The sequence below is a fragment of the Streptomyces sp. MNU89 genome (assembly GCF_020982505.1).
Classification (GTDB): Bacteria; Actinomycetota; Actinomycetes; order Streptomycetales; family Streptomycetaceae; genus Streptomyces; species Streptomyces xinghaiensis.
Genome location: NZ_JAJKLL010000001.1, coordinates 1,742,132 through 1,757,803, shown reverse-complemented (window position 1 = coordinate 1,757,803; position 15,672 = coordinate 1,742,132). Strand labels below are relative to the sequence as shown.

17 protein-coding genes and 1 pseudogene are annotated in these 15,672 nt (G+C 73.3%); 6 read left to right on the top strand and 12 right to left on the bottom strand.

Going from position 1 to position 15,672, the window contains the following annotated elements:
* The first annotated feature begins 137 nt into the window (after positions 1-137).
* From E4N63_RS07465 to E4N63_RS07450, 4 genes are all read left to right on the top strand, one after another.
* Positions 138-1,037 (top strand): helix-turn-helix domain-containing protein, encoded by a 900-nt coding sequence (locus E4N63_RS07465; protein ID WP_230240273.1) that lies wholly within the window; start codon positions 138-140, stop codon positions 1,035-1,037.
* A gap of 178 nt (positions 1,038-1,215) precedes the next feature.
* Entirely contained in the window at positions 1,216-1,497 is a 282-nt protein-coding gene (locus tag E4N63_RS07460; RefSeq protein ID WP_230240272.1) for a hypothetical protein, read from the top strand.
* On the top strand, positions 1,490-2,389 hold the full coding sequence (locus E4N63_RS07455; protein WP_230240271.1) for an MBL fold metallo-hydrolase: 900 nt from the start codon (positions 1,490-1,492) through the stop codon (positions 2,387-2,389). Before E4N63_RS07460 ends, E4N63_RS07455 begins: the two co-directional genes overlap by 8 nt.
* A gap of 128 nt (positions 2,390-2,517) precedes the next feature.
* Positions 2,518-4,047, top strand: coding sequence for a carboxylesterase/lipase family protein (locus E4N63_RS07450; protein ID WP_230240270.1), 1,530 nt, complete (start codon positions 2,518-2,520; stop codon positions 4,045-4,047).
* A gap of 34 nt (positions 4,048-4,081) precedes the next feature.
* Here E4N63_RS07450 and E4N63_RS07445 read toward each other — a convergent pair whose 3' ends face one another.
* Complete coding sequence (locus E4N63_RS07445) at positions 4,082-4,249, bottom strand: hypothetical protein (RefSeq protein WP_185831309.1); 168 nt, start codon at positions 4,247-4,249, stop codon at positions 4,082-4,084.
* 14 nt (positions 4,250-4,263) lie between these two features.
* Here E4N63_RS07445 and E4N63_RS07440 point away from each other — a divergent pair, with 14 nt between their 5' ends.
* Positions 4,264-4,731, top strand: coding sequence for a hypothetical protein (locus E4N63_RS07440; protein WP_125625581.1), 468 nt, complete (start codon positions 4,264-4,266; stop codon positions 4,729-4,731).
* 138 nt (positions 4,732-4,869) lie between these two features.
* Here the strand turns inward: E4N63_RS07440 and E4N63_RS07435 are convergent, their stop codons facing one another.
* From E4N63_RS07435 to E4N63_RS07400, 8 genes and pseudogenes are all read right to left on the bottom strand, one after another.
* Positions 4,870-5,064, bottom strand: a complete 195-nt coding sequence (locus E4N63_RS07435) for an antitoxin (RefSeq protein ID WP_125625582.1) — start codon at positions 5,062-5,064, stop codon at positions 4,870-4,872.
* 164 nt (positions 5,065-5,228) lie between these two features.
* Positions 5,229-5,444 carry a DUF397 domain-containing protein gene (locus E4N63_RS07430; RefSeq protein ID WP_125625583.1) on the bottom strand — a complete coding sequence of 72 codons (216 nt, stop codon included), beginning with the start codon at positions 5,442-5,444 and terminating at the stop codon, positions 5,229-5,231.
* On the bottom strand, positions 5,441-6,319 hold the full coding sequence (locus tag E4N63_RS07425) for a helix-turn-helix transcriptional regulator (protein ID WP_125625584.1): 879 nt from the start codon (positions 6,317-6,319) through the stop codon (positions 5,441-5,443). Before E4N63_RS07425 ends, E4N63_RS07430 begins: the two co-directional genes overlap by 4 nt.
* Positions 6,320-6,593: 274 nt before the next feature.
* A complete protein-coding gene (locus E4N63_RS07420) occupies positions 6,594-6,971 on the bottom strand; it encodes a DUF1330 domain-containing protein (protein ID WP_125625585.1) in 378 nt (125 codons plus the stop codon).
* Positions 6,972-7,184: 213 nt separating this feature from the next.
* Positions 7,185-7,637: a YbhB/YbcL family Raf kinase inhibitor-like protein gene (locus tag E4N63_RS07415; protein WP_230240269.1), complete on the bottom strand. Its 453-nt coding sequence runs from the start codon at positions 7,635-7,637 to the stop codon at positions 7,185-7,187.
* 610 nt (positions 7,638-8,247) lie between these two features.
* A complete protein-coding gene (locus E4N63_RS07410; protein WP_230240268.1) occupies positions 8,248-10,026 on the bottom strand; it encodes an ABC transporter permease subunit in 1,779 nt (592 codons plus the stop codon).
* Positions 10,027-10,250: 224 nt separating this feature from the next.
* Complete coding sequence (locus E4N63_RS07405) at positions 10,251-11,762, bottom strand: ABC transporter substrate-binding protein (RefSeq protein ID WP_230240267.1); 1,512 nt, start codon at positions 11,760-11,762, stop codon at positions 10,251-10,253.
* Positions 11,763-11,857: 95 nt separating this feature from the next.
* Positions 11,858-12,393, bottom strand: a pseudogene (locus E4N63_RS07400) (GNAT family N-acetyltransferase).
* A gap of 200 nt (positions 12,394-12,593) precedes the next feature.
* Between E4N63_RS07400 and E4N63_RS30520 the strand changes: the two are divergent.
* On the top strand, positions 12,594-12,719 hold the full coding sequence (locus E4N63_RS30520; protein ID WP_267134236.1) for a hypothetical protein: 126 nt from the start codon (positions 12,594-12,596) through the stop codon (positions 12,717-12,719).
* Between the two features lie 125 nt (positions 12,720-12,844).
* Here E4N63_RS30520 and E4N63_RS07395 read toward each other — a convergent pair whose 3' ends face one another.
* From E4N63_RS07395 to E4N63_RS07385, 3 genes are all read right to left on the bottom strand, one after another.
* Positions 12,845-13,654: an SDR family oxidoreductase gene (locus tag E4N63_RS07395; RefSeq protein WP_228430157.1), complete on the bottom strand. Its 810-nt coding sequence runs from the start codon at positions 13,652-13,654 to the stop codon at positions 12,845-12,847.
* Positions 13,651-14,658 (bottom strand): NADP-dependent oxidoreductase, encoded by a 1,008-nt coding sequence (locus E4N63_RS07390; protein ID WP_230240266.1) that lies wholly within the window; start codon positions 14,656-14,658, stop codon positions 13,651-13,653. The genes E4N63_RS07395 and E4N63_RS07390 overlap by 4 nt, the downstream gene beginning before the upstream one ends.
* Before the next feature lie 128 nt (positions 14,659-14,786).
* The gene (locus E4N63_RS07385) at positions 14,787-15,557 is read right to left on the bottom strand and encodes a phosphodiesterase (RefSeq protein WP_230240265.1); all 771 of its coding nucleotides are present in this window, start codon (positions 15,555-15,557) and stop codon (positions 14,787-14,789) included.
* Between the last annotated feature and the right edge of the window lie 115 nt (positions 15,558-15,672).

The following is a 15,672-nucleotide window of genomic DNA, read 5'->3' as shown; positions in this document are numbered from 1 at the left end:
TTCACCGCGCCGACGCCGAACCGGCTCCAACCCGGCAACAGCCCGGAGGGGCGCGTATGGGGGCGCGACCGGACCCCGCCGATCCCCACCCCGGCAGGGTGAGGCACACCCCGGCGGCGGTGCGCATACTCGACCCCATGAACAAGCACGGGCACCTCGCCGAGTTCCTCCAGGCACGCCGGAGCCGACTGCGCCCCGACGACGTTGGGTTACAGACCTACGGCGAGCGGCGCCGGGTGCCGGGGCTTCGGCGCGAGGAACTGGCGATGCTCGCGGGCATCAGCGCGCCCTACTACGCCCGCCTGGAGCAGGGCCAGTCACGGAACGCCTCGCGCGAGGTGCTCGACGCCATAGCGAGCGCCCTGCGCCTGGACGAATCCGAGCGTGCCCATCTGCACGACCTCGCCCGCGCACCGAAACGGCGCAGAGCCGCGGCCCGGCCGCGGGCCGAGCGCATCACCCCGGCGACCAGCGCCCTGCTGGCGGCCATCGAGGGCACACCCGCCATCGTCCTGGGCCGTCGCAGCGATGTCCTGGCCTGGAACAGGCAAGGTCACGCGCTGTTCGCCGGCCATCTCGATCCGGACAGCCCCAACACACCGGCCCGGCGGCCGAACATGGCCAGGCTGGTGTTCCTCGACGCGCACACCCGCGAGCTGTACGCCGACTGGTCCGCCAAGGCCAGGGCCGTGGTCGGCAATCTGCGCCTGACAGCCGGCCGGTACCCGGACGATCCCCTCCTGACCGGGCTCATCGGCGAACTGACCATGCGCAGCCCGGAGTTCGCCACGATGTGGGCCGATCACCGGGTCCTGATCTGCGATGCCGCCGACTTCGAGATGCGCCATCCCCTGGTCGGGGCACTGACCGTCACCCAGCAGACACTGCAGAGCCCGCAGGGCAACGGTCCGTCCCTGGTGGTGGCCACGGCTGCCCCCGGCTCCCCCTCCGCGGAAGCCCTCGCTCTGCTCGCCCATGGCACCGCACCGCCGGAAGCGGCCCAGCCGCGCCGGGATGCCGAACCCCGCACCGCCTGACCTGAACCGCCTGATCCGCACCGCCTGACGCGAGCCACTTCGTCGGCCGAGGGCGCCCGCAGCCTGCGTATCCGCCACAGCGTCCCGCCACCGGGCTGCCCCCACACCCCTCGGCCACTTCTCCCGGAACGCCTCCAGGCCACGGGGCCGCACCCCGGCTGCCGCCTGCCCGAAAACAGTGAAGGAACCCGGCCGCGGCGACGAGGTCCTCGCCGGCCTCAACGCCCCCGACAAGAGCGTGCGCATCCGGCCCGACAGCACTACCACCACGCTCATGGACACCGGCCACGGACCGCAGAACCCCACCTCCGTCGCGCTGCGCGGCAAGGACGTGTACGTGCTCAGCGCCGCCTGCACCACCGCGACCGATCCCAGACTGCTGCGTGCCCGCCCGAGCGGCCGCCACCGGCAGGACCCGTCCACGAAACGATACGAATACAGGAGCACACACCATGAGTGACATGACGCTCGGCGACGTCGAGGTGACCCGGGTCGAGGAGCTGCACGGCCCGGTCGGCATGACCCCGGACGTATTCTTCCCGGGCTCGCCGAAGGAGGACTGGGTCGAACACCGGCCCGTGCTCGTCCCGGACTTCCTCAACGACGAGACCGGGATATGCGAGGTCGCCGTGCAGACGTGGGTGCTGCGCAGCGAGGGCAAGACCATCCTGGTCGACACCGGGGTCGGCAATCACAAGGAGCGTCCCTACGCACCGTCCTGGGGCCACCTGGATCTCGACTTCCTCGGCAACCTCGAGCGGGCAGGCGTGCGCCCCGACGATGTCGACATCGTCGTCAACACCCACCTGCACGTCGACCACGTCGGCTGGAACACCCGCCTGGAGGGCCGGACCTGGGTGCCCACCTTCCGCAACGCCACGTACCTGATGCCCGAGGCCGACTTCGAGTTCTGGAACCCGGCCAACAACCCGAAGATCGCCGGCGGGGTCAACCAGAACGTCTTCGAGGACAGCGTCGCGCCGGTACACGCCGCCGGCCAGGTCCTGCTCTGGGAATCCGGTCACGAGATCGACGCCAACCTGCGTCTGCAGGCAACACCCGGCCACACGCCGGGATCGAGCGTCGTCATGCTGGCCTCCGGCTCCGAGCGCGCGGTCTTCGTCGGCGACCTGATGCACTCCCCCTTCCAAGTCATGCGGCCGGAGCACAACAGCTGCTTCTGCGAGGACGCGCCGGCGGCCCGCAGGACCCGGCAGGAGATCCTCGGCTGGGCCGCCGACAGCAACGCACTCGTCCTGCCCGCCCACTTCGCGGGACACGGCGCGCTGGAGGTGGAACGCAGCGGCGGCTCGTTCGGCATCAAGCGGTGGGCCCCGTTCGACCGGCTCTGACCTCCCGCCGGCCCACCACCACGGCCAGGTGCCCTGGTGGTGGGCCACGCAGCAGCAGACACGGCAGCAGCAGACACGGCAGCAGCAGACAAGGCAGAGGCACGCGGAAAGGCACCACTGTGAACCACGTGAACCCCCACCACCCCCACCCGGACCCCGGCCCCGTCGTGACCACCGCCCAGGGGGCGGTCCGCGGCCTGCGCCTGGGCGGCACCACCGCCTTCCTGAACATCCCTTACGCCGCCCCTCCTCTCGGCGCCGGCCGATTCGCGCCGCCGCAGCCGCACGCGTCCTGGGACGGCGTACGAGACGGCACCGTGCCCGGGCCCAACGCGCCGCAGTCCGAGCGCAAGCTCGGCAGTGTCGACATGTCCCCCTACTTCGGTGCAGGTTGGAGCCGCGGGGAGGACTACCTCACCGTCAACGTCTGGACACCCGAAGCCGCGGGCAGCCACAGCGACAACCGCGGCCACAGCCACCGGCCCGTCATGGTCTTCGTCCACGGCGGCGGGTTCGTCGCCGGATCGACGCGGTCCGCGATGTACGACGGTTCCGGCTTCGCCCGCGACGGTGTCGTCCTCGTCACCCTGAACTACCGGCTCGGCATCGCCGGGTTCCTCGACATCCCCGGAGCACCCGCCAACCGCGGCCTGCTCGATGTTGTCGCCGCGCTGCGCTGGGTCCGGGACAACATCGCCGCCTTCGGCGGTGATCCGCGCAACGTCACCCTCTTCGGCCAGTCGGCCGGGGCAACCATCGTCGGCGGCGTCCTCGCCACCCCCGAGGCCACGGGCCTCTTCCACCGGGCGATCGTCCAGAGCGGCAACGGCCTGGGGGCGTTCACGGCCGAACAGGCCGCCCGCGTCACCCGGGCGGCGGCCGGGGCCCTGGGCATCGAGCCCCACGCCGACGCCTTCGCGGGCATCTCCGACGAGCGTCTGGTCGAGGCGGCCAACCGGCTCGCGGGCATCGACCTGCGGACCGAGACGCACCGCGACCCCCTGATCGGGCTCAGCCCCTTCAGTCTCGTCCTCGACACACAGCCCGCCGAATCCGTCGCCGCCGGCCTCGGTGCCGACGTCGACCTGCTCATCGGGAGCAACACCGAGGAGGGAAACCTCTACCTGGCCCCCGTGGGCGCGTACTCCACCTCGACCGCCGAGGATGTCCACGCGGCGGCGGCCCGCTCGCACCCGGATCCGGCGCGGCTCGTCGAGACGTACCGGAAGGCCCGCCCCGGGGCGTCCTTCGGCGAGCTGCGGTCCGCCATCATGGGCGACGCCGCGTTCGGCGCGGGGAGTCGGGCACTGGCGGATGCTCATGCCAGCCGTTCCCAATCCGCCACCTTCGCCTACGAGTTCGCGTGGCGCTCCCACGCCCTGGACGGAGAGCTCGGCGCCGCCCACGCGGTAGAGCTGCCCTTCGTCTTCGATCTGGCGCATCTTCCGCAGCTGCACGGACCGGGCGGCCTGCTCGGCCCCGACAAGCCCCCCGCGGATCTCGCCGCCCGGGTGCACGAGGCGTGGACCCGGTTCGCGGGGACGGGCGACCCCGGCTGGGACCGGTACGACAGCGAGCGCCGGGCCACGATGCGCATCGACGCGCAGTGGACCCAGACCGACGACCCCCGCGGCCGGGAACGACGGGCCTGGACCTGACCGACGGCGTACGCATCGCTCCGCACACCCCGGATCAGATCGGATGGAAGGACCAGAAGACCCCGACCTCCCAGTCGAGCGTGATCCATTCGCGGGGATCGCCGATGTCCCGGTTCATCACCGCCAGCGTGTCCTTCTGCCAACCGGCACGGGTCCTCGGGCCGGTTGCCGCGAAGGAGTACACGTCATCCAGGAGGCGCACGACAGCGTCCTCCCATGCGGCTCGAGTCAGTGTTCGCATTATCTTTCCAAGCGGGATCGGTCAGCGCGCCAGCGACCCGTGGATATGCGGTTCTGCCGGAGTCGAGCTGGGACAAGGTCGGCGGGATCCAGGGCAGCCGGGTCGTATTCTCCGGCGAGGCTCCAGTGTCGACCGTTGAAGCCGTCGTCCAAAAGGGTTCAGCGGATCGTGCGGGCCTGGCGAGGCTTCTGACGCACTCGGCTCGGCAGGTCGCCGAGAAGGCCGGCTGTGCAGCACCGGCTCGCACCGGTGTTCCCGCTCTCGCCGCTCCGGAGTCTCTGCGTAAGACGGATGCGCGGAACGCATGTGGTCTGAAGGGATTCTCGCTGCCCGAGGAAGCCGTGCCGACCGACCGTGCCGAGCCGGCCCTGAAGGGCACATTTCAGAACTTCCTCGACGCAGCGGCCGACACCTACTCCTGCCCGCGGGTCGACCTGCCCTGATGGGGGAGGGCTGACCGGAGCGTTCTCATGGTGACCACCTATCGCCTCTCCTCCTGATCAGGGGGCAAGGCAAAGGCGCGGTAGAGCACCGTCGGCCCCCGGCGCGTGAACACCGGGGGCCGGGCTGCGGCGCCGGGGCTACCGTTCCTTCGGCTCGTCGCCTCCGTAGGAGCGGCGGGCCGCGTCGGCGGCCTTGTCGGTCTGGGCGTCGTACTTGTCGCCCGTCCGCTCATCGGCCATGCGCTCGGACCTCTCGACGCCCTTGTCGGCCTGGTCCGGGTGGCCCTTCGCCGCCTGCTTGGCCTTCTTCGCCATATCGCCCAGTTTCCCCATGGGACACCTCCCGGGGTCTCGCGTACGTCGTACCAAGCCTCCGGGTACCCGCCGCACCCCGTACCTCACCTCCGAGTTTCCGCAGGTGGCACCAGCCCCCGAATCGGGAGAGCCCTGCCGGTCCGCAGGGGACCGGCAGGGCTCTCGGGTACGGACGGCCGCCGTCAGACGCCCCGGTCCGACGAGGCCAGCCCGACGAAGCCCGTCCATGCCTCGCGCGAGACGCGGATGACGGGGCCGGCCGCGTCCTTCGAGTCCCGGACGTGCACAACTCCCGTACCGGCGGCTACCTCGACACATTCGCCGCCCTCGGTTCCGCTGTAGCTACTCGTGAACCAGGCGAGGCCGGAGGCGACGGTCGAGGACTCAGCGTTGGTCATAGCGATCCCAGCAACCCTTCGATGAACTCCGTTGACTCTCGCGGACTGAGAGCCTGGGATCGGATGATCCCATAGAGTGCGGCGGCCAGGACCCCCTGCTCCGGGTCAGTTTGCAGAGAGCCGATTCCTCGCGCCTCGGCATACACGAACTTCTTGCCGTCCTTGCGTGTGACGACGGTGAACGGCCCGTTCACGCCCGCGTTGTCCTCGCGGTCGAGTGGCATGACCTGGATCTCGACGTTGCGCTTCTGGCCGATCAACAGCAGGTGCTCCAGTTGGCCGCGCAGCACAGCCTTGCCCCCGTACGGGCGTCGGAGAAGCGACTCGTCGAGCACGAAGCTCAGGAATGGCGCGGGGCGACGATCGAAGATGTTCTGCCGGGCCAATCGGGCCATCACCCGCTGCTCGATCGTCTCCTCGTCCAGCGGAGGACGCCTCATGGCGAGCAGCGCCCGCATGTACTCCTCGGTCTGAAGCAGACCGTTGAGCACATGCACGTTGTACGAGAGCAGCTCAACGGCCTCCTTTTCCAGGGCCGCCATCCCCTGAAAGAACACCGGGTACTGCGCCTGCTCGATCTGCTCTTTCCACACGGTCAGCAGTCCGCCCGCCGCCAGTACCTCGTCCGCCCGCTCGATCGTTCGGGACGACGGAATCCTCCGCCCCTGTTCGAAGGCCGCGATGCTGGAGGCCGTGTAGCCCAACTGCTGTCCGAAATCCGCGCGTTCCATGCCGCTCCGCAGCCGCAGCATCTTCATGCTCCGCCCGAAGGCGACGACCACCCCTTGGCCGGACCTGTCCGCGGCCCGCGGAGCCGTGCCGTCGTCGTTGTCCCAGCCGTCCCCGACATGCACCGGTGCCTCGTCGACCGCCATCGCAGTTCCCCGCCTTCGTGTCCGTACGCCACTCGCGCCAGTTGGCTGTTCTGCCTCCCTGGCTCAACGCGGACGACGGGGCGCCGTCACGCCGCTCGCCGCGTACCCGTATCGGCGTCGCGCGTACAGACGGCCATTGACGGCGGTCACCGGGTTGCGTTGTGACTGATCGCGTTGCGCGGTAGCCGGGCCACACGCTCCGCTCCACGGTCACGAGTACATGCCGGGCCGGGGCTGGAGGGATCGGCGGAGAAGAGTTCGAGTCTCCGGGCTGTCAGTCGGCCCGGCGGCCCGTCCACGGGACGGTCGGCTGGAGCACGGCCTCGGTCAGGGCCCGGCTGCGCAGGGCGGTGACCTGCTGGTACTCGGGGTCGGCGACCATGCGGCTGAAGACTTCGCGGCTGGGGTAGCGGACCAGCAGGACTGCGTCCCACGCCTGGCCCTCCTCGGCGACCAGCGGCGTGGTGCCGTCGCCGGCGTAGAGCAGTTCGGCCCCGTAGCGTTCCAGGAACTTCTGCGTCCGCCGGGCGTACTCGGCGTACGAGGAGCGGCCGTCCTCCGTGAACCGCAGCAGGTTGAGCATGACGACGGGGCCGCCCGGGTCCTCCGCCACCATCCGTGCGAGGTCGGCTCCCGAGGGATCGATTGCCATCCGGCTTCCCCTTCTCGTCGTCTCGTCGGGGGTGGTTCCCGCCGCCGAAGCGGCGCGGGGAACCGCCCGCTTCTGCGGCGTCCTGGCGGCGCCGCAGCAGCTTAACCGGATATGCCGATCCTGGATACCGGCCGGTCGGTTTCAGGTGTGGGCGCTTCCTGCTCCGGGTGCGTGGCGCCGCCGGGTGCCCTGTGTACGGGGGCGTCGCCCGGCTCAGCGCTCGTACAGCCCGTACAGCGTGCCGCTCGCGAGCTGCCGGTCGTCCACGGCGGAGTGGACTTCGCCGGTGGTCGCACCGTCGCGGAGGGAGACCGGGCCGGGGAGGGCGTAGAGGCGGAAGAAGTACCGGTGGGCCCGGTCGCCGGGCGGCGGGTACGGGCCTCCCCAGCCCCGGTCCCCGAAGCCGTTCGTCAGGGGCGTGCCGCCCGGGGGCGTCTGCCCGGCCTCCACGCCTCCCGAGGCCGGGTCGATGGCGGTGACCAGCCAGTGGAGGAAGGTGCCCCTCGGTGCGTCCGGGTCCTCGCAGAGCAGGAGGAGTTCCGCCGCCTCCTGCGGCACCCCGGACCAGCTCAGCGGGGGAGAGAGGTTGTCGCCGTCCCTGGCGTACGTGCGTGGGATGAAGGACTCGCCGCTGAAGGCAGTACTGCGGAGTTCGATATCGGCCATGCGGCGGCGAGTACCCGTATGCGGGGTGGATGTGCGCGCAATCTGCCAGGGGTCCGCCCGGGGCCGCTTCGGGTGCGGCCGGGGCCGGGCCGGAACAGACTGGAGACGGGCGGGTCCCGGACGGCCGGGCCTCGGACCGCCCCTGTACGACAGGCGAGAGGGCGTGATCATGAAGAAGAACGAGGAGCGCAAGGCGGCGTACCTGCGCGAGAGCGGACGCAAGGACGTCACCCCGCGCCAGCGGCGGCGCCTGAAGAAGAAGGCCGGGCAGGGCAAGGAGTGAGCCGCCGGTCCACGACCGGCTCCGAGGCCGGCCGGCCCCCGGCTGCCGTCGCGGCCGGGGCCGGGGCTGTGGCGCCGAGCCCGGGACCCCGCGCGGGCCCGTTGTCCCAAGCCGGACCCGCGCGGAGAACCGGACGGCGCGGCGCCGCTCCCTTCCGCTCCTGGGAACGGCAACGCGCGGGAGGTGCCGACGCCATGCGGACGGCGGTGGCCCCGGACCTCCCCGGGCGGCCACCGCCGGTCCCGGAACCAGCATGAAACGAACACGGGGCCGCTTCAACGGATGCGGCCGCCGCGAAGCCGGAGCCAAGCGCCAGATAACCGGCCCTTAACGACCGGCCCGGGCGCGGACCCTCCTAGCGCCCGGGCCGGGCAGGCGAACCCCGCCCGCCGCCGTCACCGCCAGCGCGCCGAGCAGCGCGAGGACGGCGGCCGGGGCGAGCACCGCCCACGGGGCGCGTTCCGCGTACGGCTGGTTCTCGGCCAGCAGCAGGCCCCACTCGGGGGACGGGGGCTGGGCGCCCAGCCCGAGGAAACCGAGGGCCGCCAGGCTCAGCGCGATACCCGGCAGCCGGAGCAGCGCGTGGCGGACCACGGGCGGCAGGACGGCCGGCAGCAGCACACGGGCCAGCAGATACCCGGGTCCGGCGCCGAGCGCCTGGGTGGCCGCCAGATGGGTGGCCGCCCGTTCCTGGCGCAGCAGGGCGGACGTGTGGGCGGCGAGCGGGGACCAGGCGACGACGGCCACGGCCAGCGCCGGGGTCCACGGGCCGCTGCCCGCGATCCCGGTGACGAGCAGACCGGCCAGGACGGGCGGTACGGCGTTGACGGTGTCGGCCACCGGCCCGGACAGCCGCGGCAGCAGCCCCAGCAGCACTCCGGCCGCGAGGGCGGCGGCGCTCACCGCGAAGGCCGTGCCGAGGGTGGTCAGCGCGCCGTGCGCGGTCCGGGCCAGGATGTCCCGCCCGAGGGCGTCGGTGCCGAACAGGTGGGTCGCGGACGGGGGCTGGAGGCGCGCGGTGGTGTCCAGCGCGAACGGGTCGTGCGGCAGGCCGAGGCCGATGACGGCGAGGAGCACCGCCCCGTACAGCAGCGGCAGGGCGCGGGGCGCGGACGCGGCCGGAGGGTGCAGGCTGTGCAGGGCGCCGCCGCGCAGGGCGGGCCCGATGAGCAGCCGGGTTCCGAGCCGGGCCAGGGCAGCGGCGGTGGCCGCGAGCAGGACCAGGGCGAGCACACCGGTCTGCAGGACGGGCAGGTCCTGGGCGAGGGCGGCGCGCAGCGTCAGCCGGCCGAGCCCCGGGATGTCGAAGACCTGTTCCACGGCGACCGACCCTGCGGTCAGGCCGACCACGAACAGCCCCGCGGTGGGCAGCAGTCCGGGCAGGCAGCGCCGCACCGTCTGCCGGGCCACGGACCCCGGGGGAATGCCGCGCGCGGCGGCGGCACGGGCCCACGGCTCGGCGAACGCGGCGGGCAGCAGATCGTCCAGCATCCGCCCGAGAACCGCCCCGGCGGGGAGGCCCAGGGCGAGCGAGGGCAGCACCATCCACTGCGGGCCGTACCAGCCCAGGGCGGGCAGCCAGCCGAGTTGCACCCCGACCACCGAGGCCAGTACGGACGCGACGAGGAAGTCGGGCAGGGCGGCGAGCACGGCAGGACCGGTACCGCCGGTGCGGCCCGCGCCGCCCGTGCCACCGGTGCGGCCCGTGCCGCCGCCCGCACCGCCGCCCGTGCCGGGACCGCGCTGGCCGAGCCGGCGCCGCGAGCCGAGCCACACCGTCCGCGCGCACACCGCGGCGGCCGTGGCCACGGCGACCGTGAGGGCGCCGGCCATCAGCAGCAGCGAGACCCCGAGCGCCTGTGCGACGGCGGGCAGCACCTCCGTACCGGAGACCCAGGAGCGGCCCGCGTCGCCGTGCGGCAGCCCGCCCAGCCAGCGCCCGAGCAACATCAACGGTCCGTCACCGAGGCCGAGTTCGTCGCGGATGGCGCGCAGCGTCCCGGGGTCCGGGTCGCGCTCCGCCGAGCGCGCCCTGAGCACGGTCAGCGCGGGGTCGGTGCGCGCCAGCCAGGGGAGCAGCCCGATCGCGCACACCAGGGCCGCCATGAGCACGGCGCGCCACAGCAGGGACGGGCCGCCGCCCCGCGCCAGGGTGCGCAGGACGGCGGGTATGCCCCCGGTGCGGCCGGCCCGGACGGTGCCGCCGGCGGCGCCGGCCCTGTCGGGGCGGCAGGTGCTGCTGCCGGTGTCGGCGGGGCGGCCGGAGCGACCGGCGCCCCTGGCGCCCCCGGTGTCCCCGGAGCCACCCGCCCGGCCGGAAGCGGCGGCGGTCAGCGCCGGGTTCCCGTGGAGACGAACTGCCGTTCGTACGGGTCGAGCAGCGTCCCCTTCACCGACGCGGCGACCCCCGTGACGGCCTTCAGGTGCACGAGCGGGATCTCCGCGTCCGTTCCGAGGATCGCCGCCTCGGCCTTCATGGCGGCGTCCTGCCGCTTGGCGGGGTCGGTCTCCGCCTGGGCGGCGGCGATGAGCCGGTCGGCCTTCTCGTCGCACAGGAACGACAGGTTGTAGCCGCCGTCGCAGGAGTAGTCGCTCACCAGGACGCTGACCGGGTCGCCGGTGTCCAGCATCATGTTGCGGGAGGCCACGACGGCGTCGAACTTCCCTGCGAGCAGGTCGCTTTCGAGCCGTGCGTAGGTGCGCACCTCCAGCCCGACCCGGAATCCGGCCTTCTCCAGCTGCTGCTGGAGCACCTGGGCGGTCTCGGCCAGTTCGGGGCGGTCGTCGTACGCGGCGAGGGTGATGCGCGTGCCCCTCGGTTCGGTGGCCTCCGCCCGCCCGGCCGGCTCGCTGCGCTTGCCGCCGGCCCAGGCCAGGCCCGGTCCGTAGAGGCCCCGGGCGGGTTGGGCGTGCCCTTCGTGGACGCCCTCGGCGACGGCCGAGGCGTCGACGGCCTCGCGCGCGGCGGCCCGCAGCCCGGCGTCCGTGAAGGCGCCGGAGCCGGTGTTGAGACGCAGGCTGGTGTTGCGCGCGGTGTCCGTCTCGTGGACGGTGCCCTCGTCCAGGGAGGCGATCTGGGCGACGGGGAGCGACTCGGCGATGTCCGCGTCGCCGGCGCGCAGGGCGTTGGCGCGCGCCGTGCCGTCGGAGACGAACCTGACGTCGATCCCCGCGGCTTGGGCGCGGCCGCCCCAGTAGTCGTCGAAGCGGTCGAGGGTGGCGGCCGTCTCCCCGGTGGTGCCGGTGAGTTCGAAGGGGCCGGTGGCGGTGCCGGCCGGGTTCACGGTGCCCTTCTCGCCGTACGCCTTGGGCGAGAACACCGAGAGGCTCGGGTTGCTCAGCCGGAGCGGGAGCACCGGGTCGGGCTCGTCGGTGCGCACCCGGACCCGGTCCTCGCCCACGGCGTCGGCGGTCAGCCGCACACCGGACAGCGCGGCAGGGGCCGGGGCGGCGCCGACGGCGTGGTTCAGGGAGGAGGCCACGGCCTGCGCGGTGACCTCACCGCCGTCCTGGAACGCGGCCTCGCGCAGCGTGAACACCCAGCTTCGGCCGCCCTTCTCGCGGCTCCACGACTCGGCGAGCGCGGGCGCCGCGGCGCCGTTAGCGTCGAGCCGGGTCAGGCCCTCGGCGACGCCGAGGCGGGACAGGGCGAAGGCGTCCTGGCCGTGGGGCGAGTAGTTCTCGGTCGGCTGGAAGGCGAGGACGACACGCAGGCGCCCGGCCTCACCGGAGGCGGACGAGTCCGAGGAGGACGACGACGCACCGCCGGCGGAGAAGCAACTGGAGAGCAGGGGGACGAGCAGCAGCAGTCCGGCGGTCAGCCGGCTCCGGGGCGATGTCATCGTGTCTCGTTCTCGTCTTTCCGGTGTGTTCGGGGGGCGCGGGGCGCGACCGGCCACATCGTAAACGATTGTCGTTTTCATTTACGCGCCGGGGGTCACGGCATCGGAATCTCGAAGTGGAGGACCCCCTGCCCGCCCCCGGCCCCTCCTCCCGCTCGTCGCACACCAGCGTGCCCAGCGACCGCCACAGCGCCTCCGCGCCCGGCGACGCGGGGTCGGTGTGCAGGTAGACCGAGCGGTAGTCGCCGTCGGCCGCGGCGAACTCCATCAACTCGCCCACGAGTTGACGTGCGAGCCCACGGCGCCGGTACTCCGGGCGTACGTACACGCGCCGCAACTGGGCCGTCTCGCCCGACGGGTAGCGCTCGGCCAGCGGCCGGGGGTTCGGCGGGTGGGCCGGGCCCCGTGCGTCCAGCGCTGCCGTGGCGGCGACGCGCCCGTCGCGCTCGTCGACGGCCACGAGCAGCGTGTGCCGGGGCGGGGCCAGGTAGAAGTGCTCGGGATCGATGATGTCGGCGTGCCAGTGCGGCACGTATCCGGTGCCGAAGTCCCGGTAGACGGCGTCCAGCATCACGGCCCGTGCCCCACCGAGGTCGTCCGGGGTCGCGGTTCTGATGCAGGGTTTACGCATCTGCACATCATATGCAATAAGGGCCGGCTGTTTGCTCACGGTCCGGTCGCCGGCTCGGCGCTTCCGCTCGCCGCCGTACGTGGCACGGGACCGGGGCCGGTACAGGGGAGCGCCGGGGAGGTCCGGTCACCGCACGGCGGAAGACCCGGAACGGAGCCGGGAACCGGCCCGCCGCTCGCGCAGTCCGGACAGTCATGCGCGTGACGATGATCCTGCCCGCCCTGACCGAGGCGGCCGGCCCGCTCTTCCGGCCGGTCACGTACTCGCTCTTCCCGCCGCTGGGACCGGGGGCCGTCGCGGGTACCTCGGCCCGGACGACGAGGTGACGCTGTACGACGCCGTGGCCGGCGCCACCGGGGACGCGGCGCCCGCGCCCGGCACACCGCACGAGGGCGGTGGCGCCGGGCGCGGACCCGGACGGACCGTCCGTGCCGGAAAGCGCGGCGCCGTCTCAGTCGGTGGCGGCCTCTCCCGGGCCCGGCACGTTGCGGAAGCGGAACGGCTCCGGCTCGCGGCCGGGCTGGATGAACCAGCACTCCCCGGTGGCGTCCCCGGTGAGGATGCGCAGGACCGTGTCGGCCACGACCTGCGCCGGGATGATCGGCAGGTGCTGTGAGGAGAGCATCTCCCGGATCGGGTCGATGATCCGCGACTCGGCGAAGCCCGGGCAGATCGCGTTGAAGCGGACGCCCTCCGGTGCCAGGGCCGGGCCCAGCGAGCGGGCCAGGCCCACCACGGCGTGCTTGTTGGCGGCGTACAGCGGGTCGAACGGCACCGCCGTCAGGCCCGCCAGGGAGGCCGTCGCCACGATCGAACCGCCGCCGCGGGCCCGCAGCGCCGGCAGCACGGCGTGGGCGCCGTAGACGACGCCGTCGAGGTTGGCGCCCATCGCCCGGCGGTACAGGGCCGGGTCGAAGTCGTCGCCGATGCCGCAGCCCGTCGCCACGCCCGCGTTCAGGAAGGCGATGTCGACGCCGCCGCAGCGCTCCACGGCGAAGTCCACCAGCGCGCGGTTGGCGTCCAGGTCCGAGACGTCGCAGGCGCGGAAGTGGCCGCCGACGAGCTCGGCCACCTCCTTGCCGCCCGCCGCGTCCAGGTCGGCGACGACGATCTCGGCGCCCGCCTCCGCCAGCGTCAGCGCGGTGGCGCGGCCCAGGCCGGACGCGCCTCCGGTGACGACGGCGACCTTGCCGCTCAGCGGCTTCCCCGGCTTCCCCTGCTGCCCTTCCGCCCGCGCTCCGGCGGGTCCCGCGGCCGTCACGACAGCTCCAGGACGAGCTTGCCGACGTTCTCGCCGCGGAAGAGCATCTGCAGGGTCTCCGGGAAGTCGTCCACGGTGCCCTTGACCACGTGCTCCTTCACCTTGAGCCGGCCGTCGCCGATCCAGCCGGCGATCTCCTGCGCGGCCTCCGGGTAGCGCTTGGCGTAGTCGAAGACGACGAAGCCCTCCATGCGCGCCCGGCGGACGAGCAGCGAGAGGTAGTTCGACGGGCCGCTGACCGGCGTCTCGTTGTTGTACTGGCTGATGGCGCCGCAGATCACCACGCGTGCGCGCATCGCCAGCCGGGTGAGCGCCGCGTCGAGTATCTCGCCGCCGACGTTGTCGAAGTAGACGTCGATGCCGTCCGGCGTCTGCTCGCGCAGGGCACGCTTGACGTCCCCGGCGCGGTAGTCGATCGCCGCGTCGAACCCGAGTTCGTCGGTCAGCAGGGCGCACTTCTCCGCGCCGCCCGCGATGCCGACCACCCGGCAGCCCTTCACCTTGGCGATCTGGCCGACGATGGAGCCGACCGCGCCCGCGGCGCCGGAGACGACGACGGTCTCGCCGTCCTTGAGCGCGCCGACGTCCAGCAGGCCGAAGTAGGCGGTCATGCCGGGCATGCCCAGCGCGCCGAGGTAGGTCGAGGCCGGCGCCAGGCCCACGTCGATCTTCAGGGCGCCCTTGCCGTCGGAGACGACGTGCTCCTGGACGCCGAAGGTGCCGACGACGTGGTCACCGGGCCGGTAGTCGGGGTGGTTGGAGGCGGTGACCTCGACCACGGAACCCGCCCGCATCACCTCACCGAGGCCGACGGGCGGCAGATAGGAGGGCCGGTCGTCGAGCCAGCCGCGCATCGCGGGGTCCAGCGAGATGAAGCGGGTGCGGCCGGCGAACCGGCCCTCGCCCGGCTCCTCGGCGGGCGCCGTGGCGTGCTCCCAGTCCTCGGGCCGTACCTCGCCGACGGGACGTGCTGCCAGACGGATCTGGCGGTTGGTCGCTGACATGAAGCCTCCTGTTGAGTGCCGCGCAACCAGCACCATACCGACCGGTACGTACGATGCGGCGTGTGGCATGCGCCACAACGGGCGCCGGGACGGTGTCGGGGGCACCCGTCACCACGGGCGCCCCTCCGTCACCCGGGCGGCCGTCCCGTCGCGGAGACCGGGCGCGGCGGCAGGCCGGAGCGGCCGGCCCGGGAGCCCGCGTAGGCCGACTCCCGGAAACCGCTGAGGCGGGAGGTCGGCCGCAGGCCCGGCAGGGCGTTGAGGTACGGGTCGTACGAGGACGTGGTCCCGGGCGGGGCGTCCGACGGCGGCCCGGTGGTCAACGTGCCCAGGGCGCGCCAGGGTTCACCGTCCCGGACGGTGCAGAGCACGAACACGAGGGGCTCCTTCCGCAGTGCCTGCCGCAGCCCGGCCAGATCGCCGCGGACGCGGGGCGAGCCCGGGGCCGGCGTGAGCGCCAGCAGGCGGCGGTGGGTCCCGACCCGGTAGGAGAGGAGCGTGGAGTACGGCCCCGCCATGGCGTTTCTGCGGGCGAGCGGCAGGTGGCGGGTCCGGCGTCCGCCGCCGCTCGTGGTGAACAGCAGGTCCAGCGGACGGCCGGGACCGCCCGCGTCGATCACGCGGAGCGCGAGGCCGAGACCGTCCGGGCACCATTCGGGTACACCGGCCGCCCGTGACCAGCGGACTTCCGTCCGGTAGCGGCCGGGCCGGTCGAGCCAGGGCTCGCCCAGGGCCGGGCCTGCGGGGACGACGGCCAGGGTGCCGGTGAACCGGACCCCGGCGGGGTGCAGCGCGGGCGCGCCGCGCCACCGTGCCACGCGGCCGGCCAGGGAGGCGGTGGCGCGGTGGCGCAGGGCCCGGGCCGCCGGGAAGGCCGTGGAGGTCGTGGAGGCCGTCATGCGGGATCTCCCTCACTGCCGTCCGCCGCGGCGCTGCGTCACCGCGGCGGGTGGGAACGTCGCGGAGGCGGGTGCCCGCGTCGGCGCCGGTGAACCGCCGCCCCCGGCATGTCGC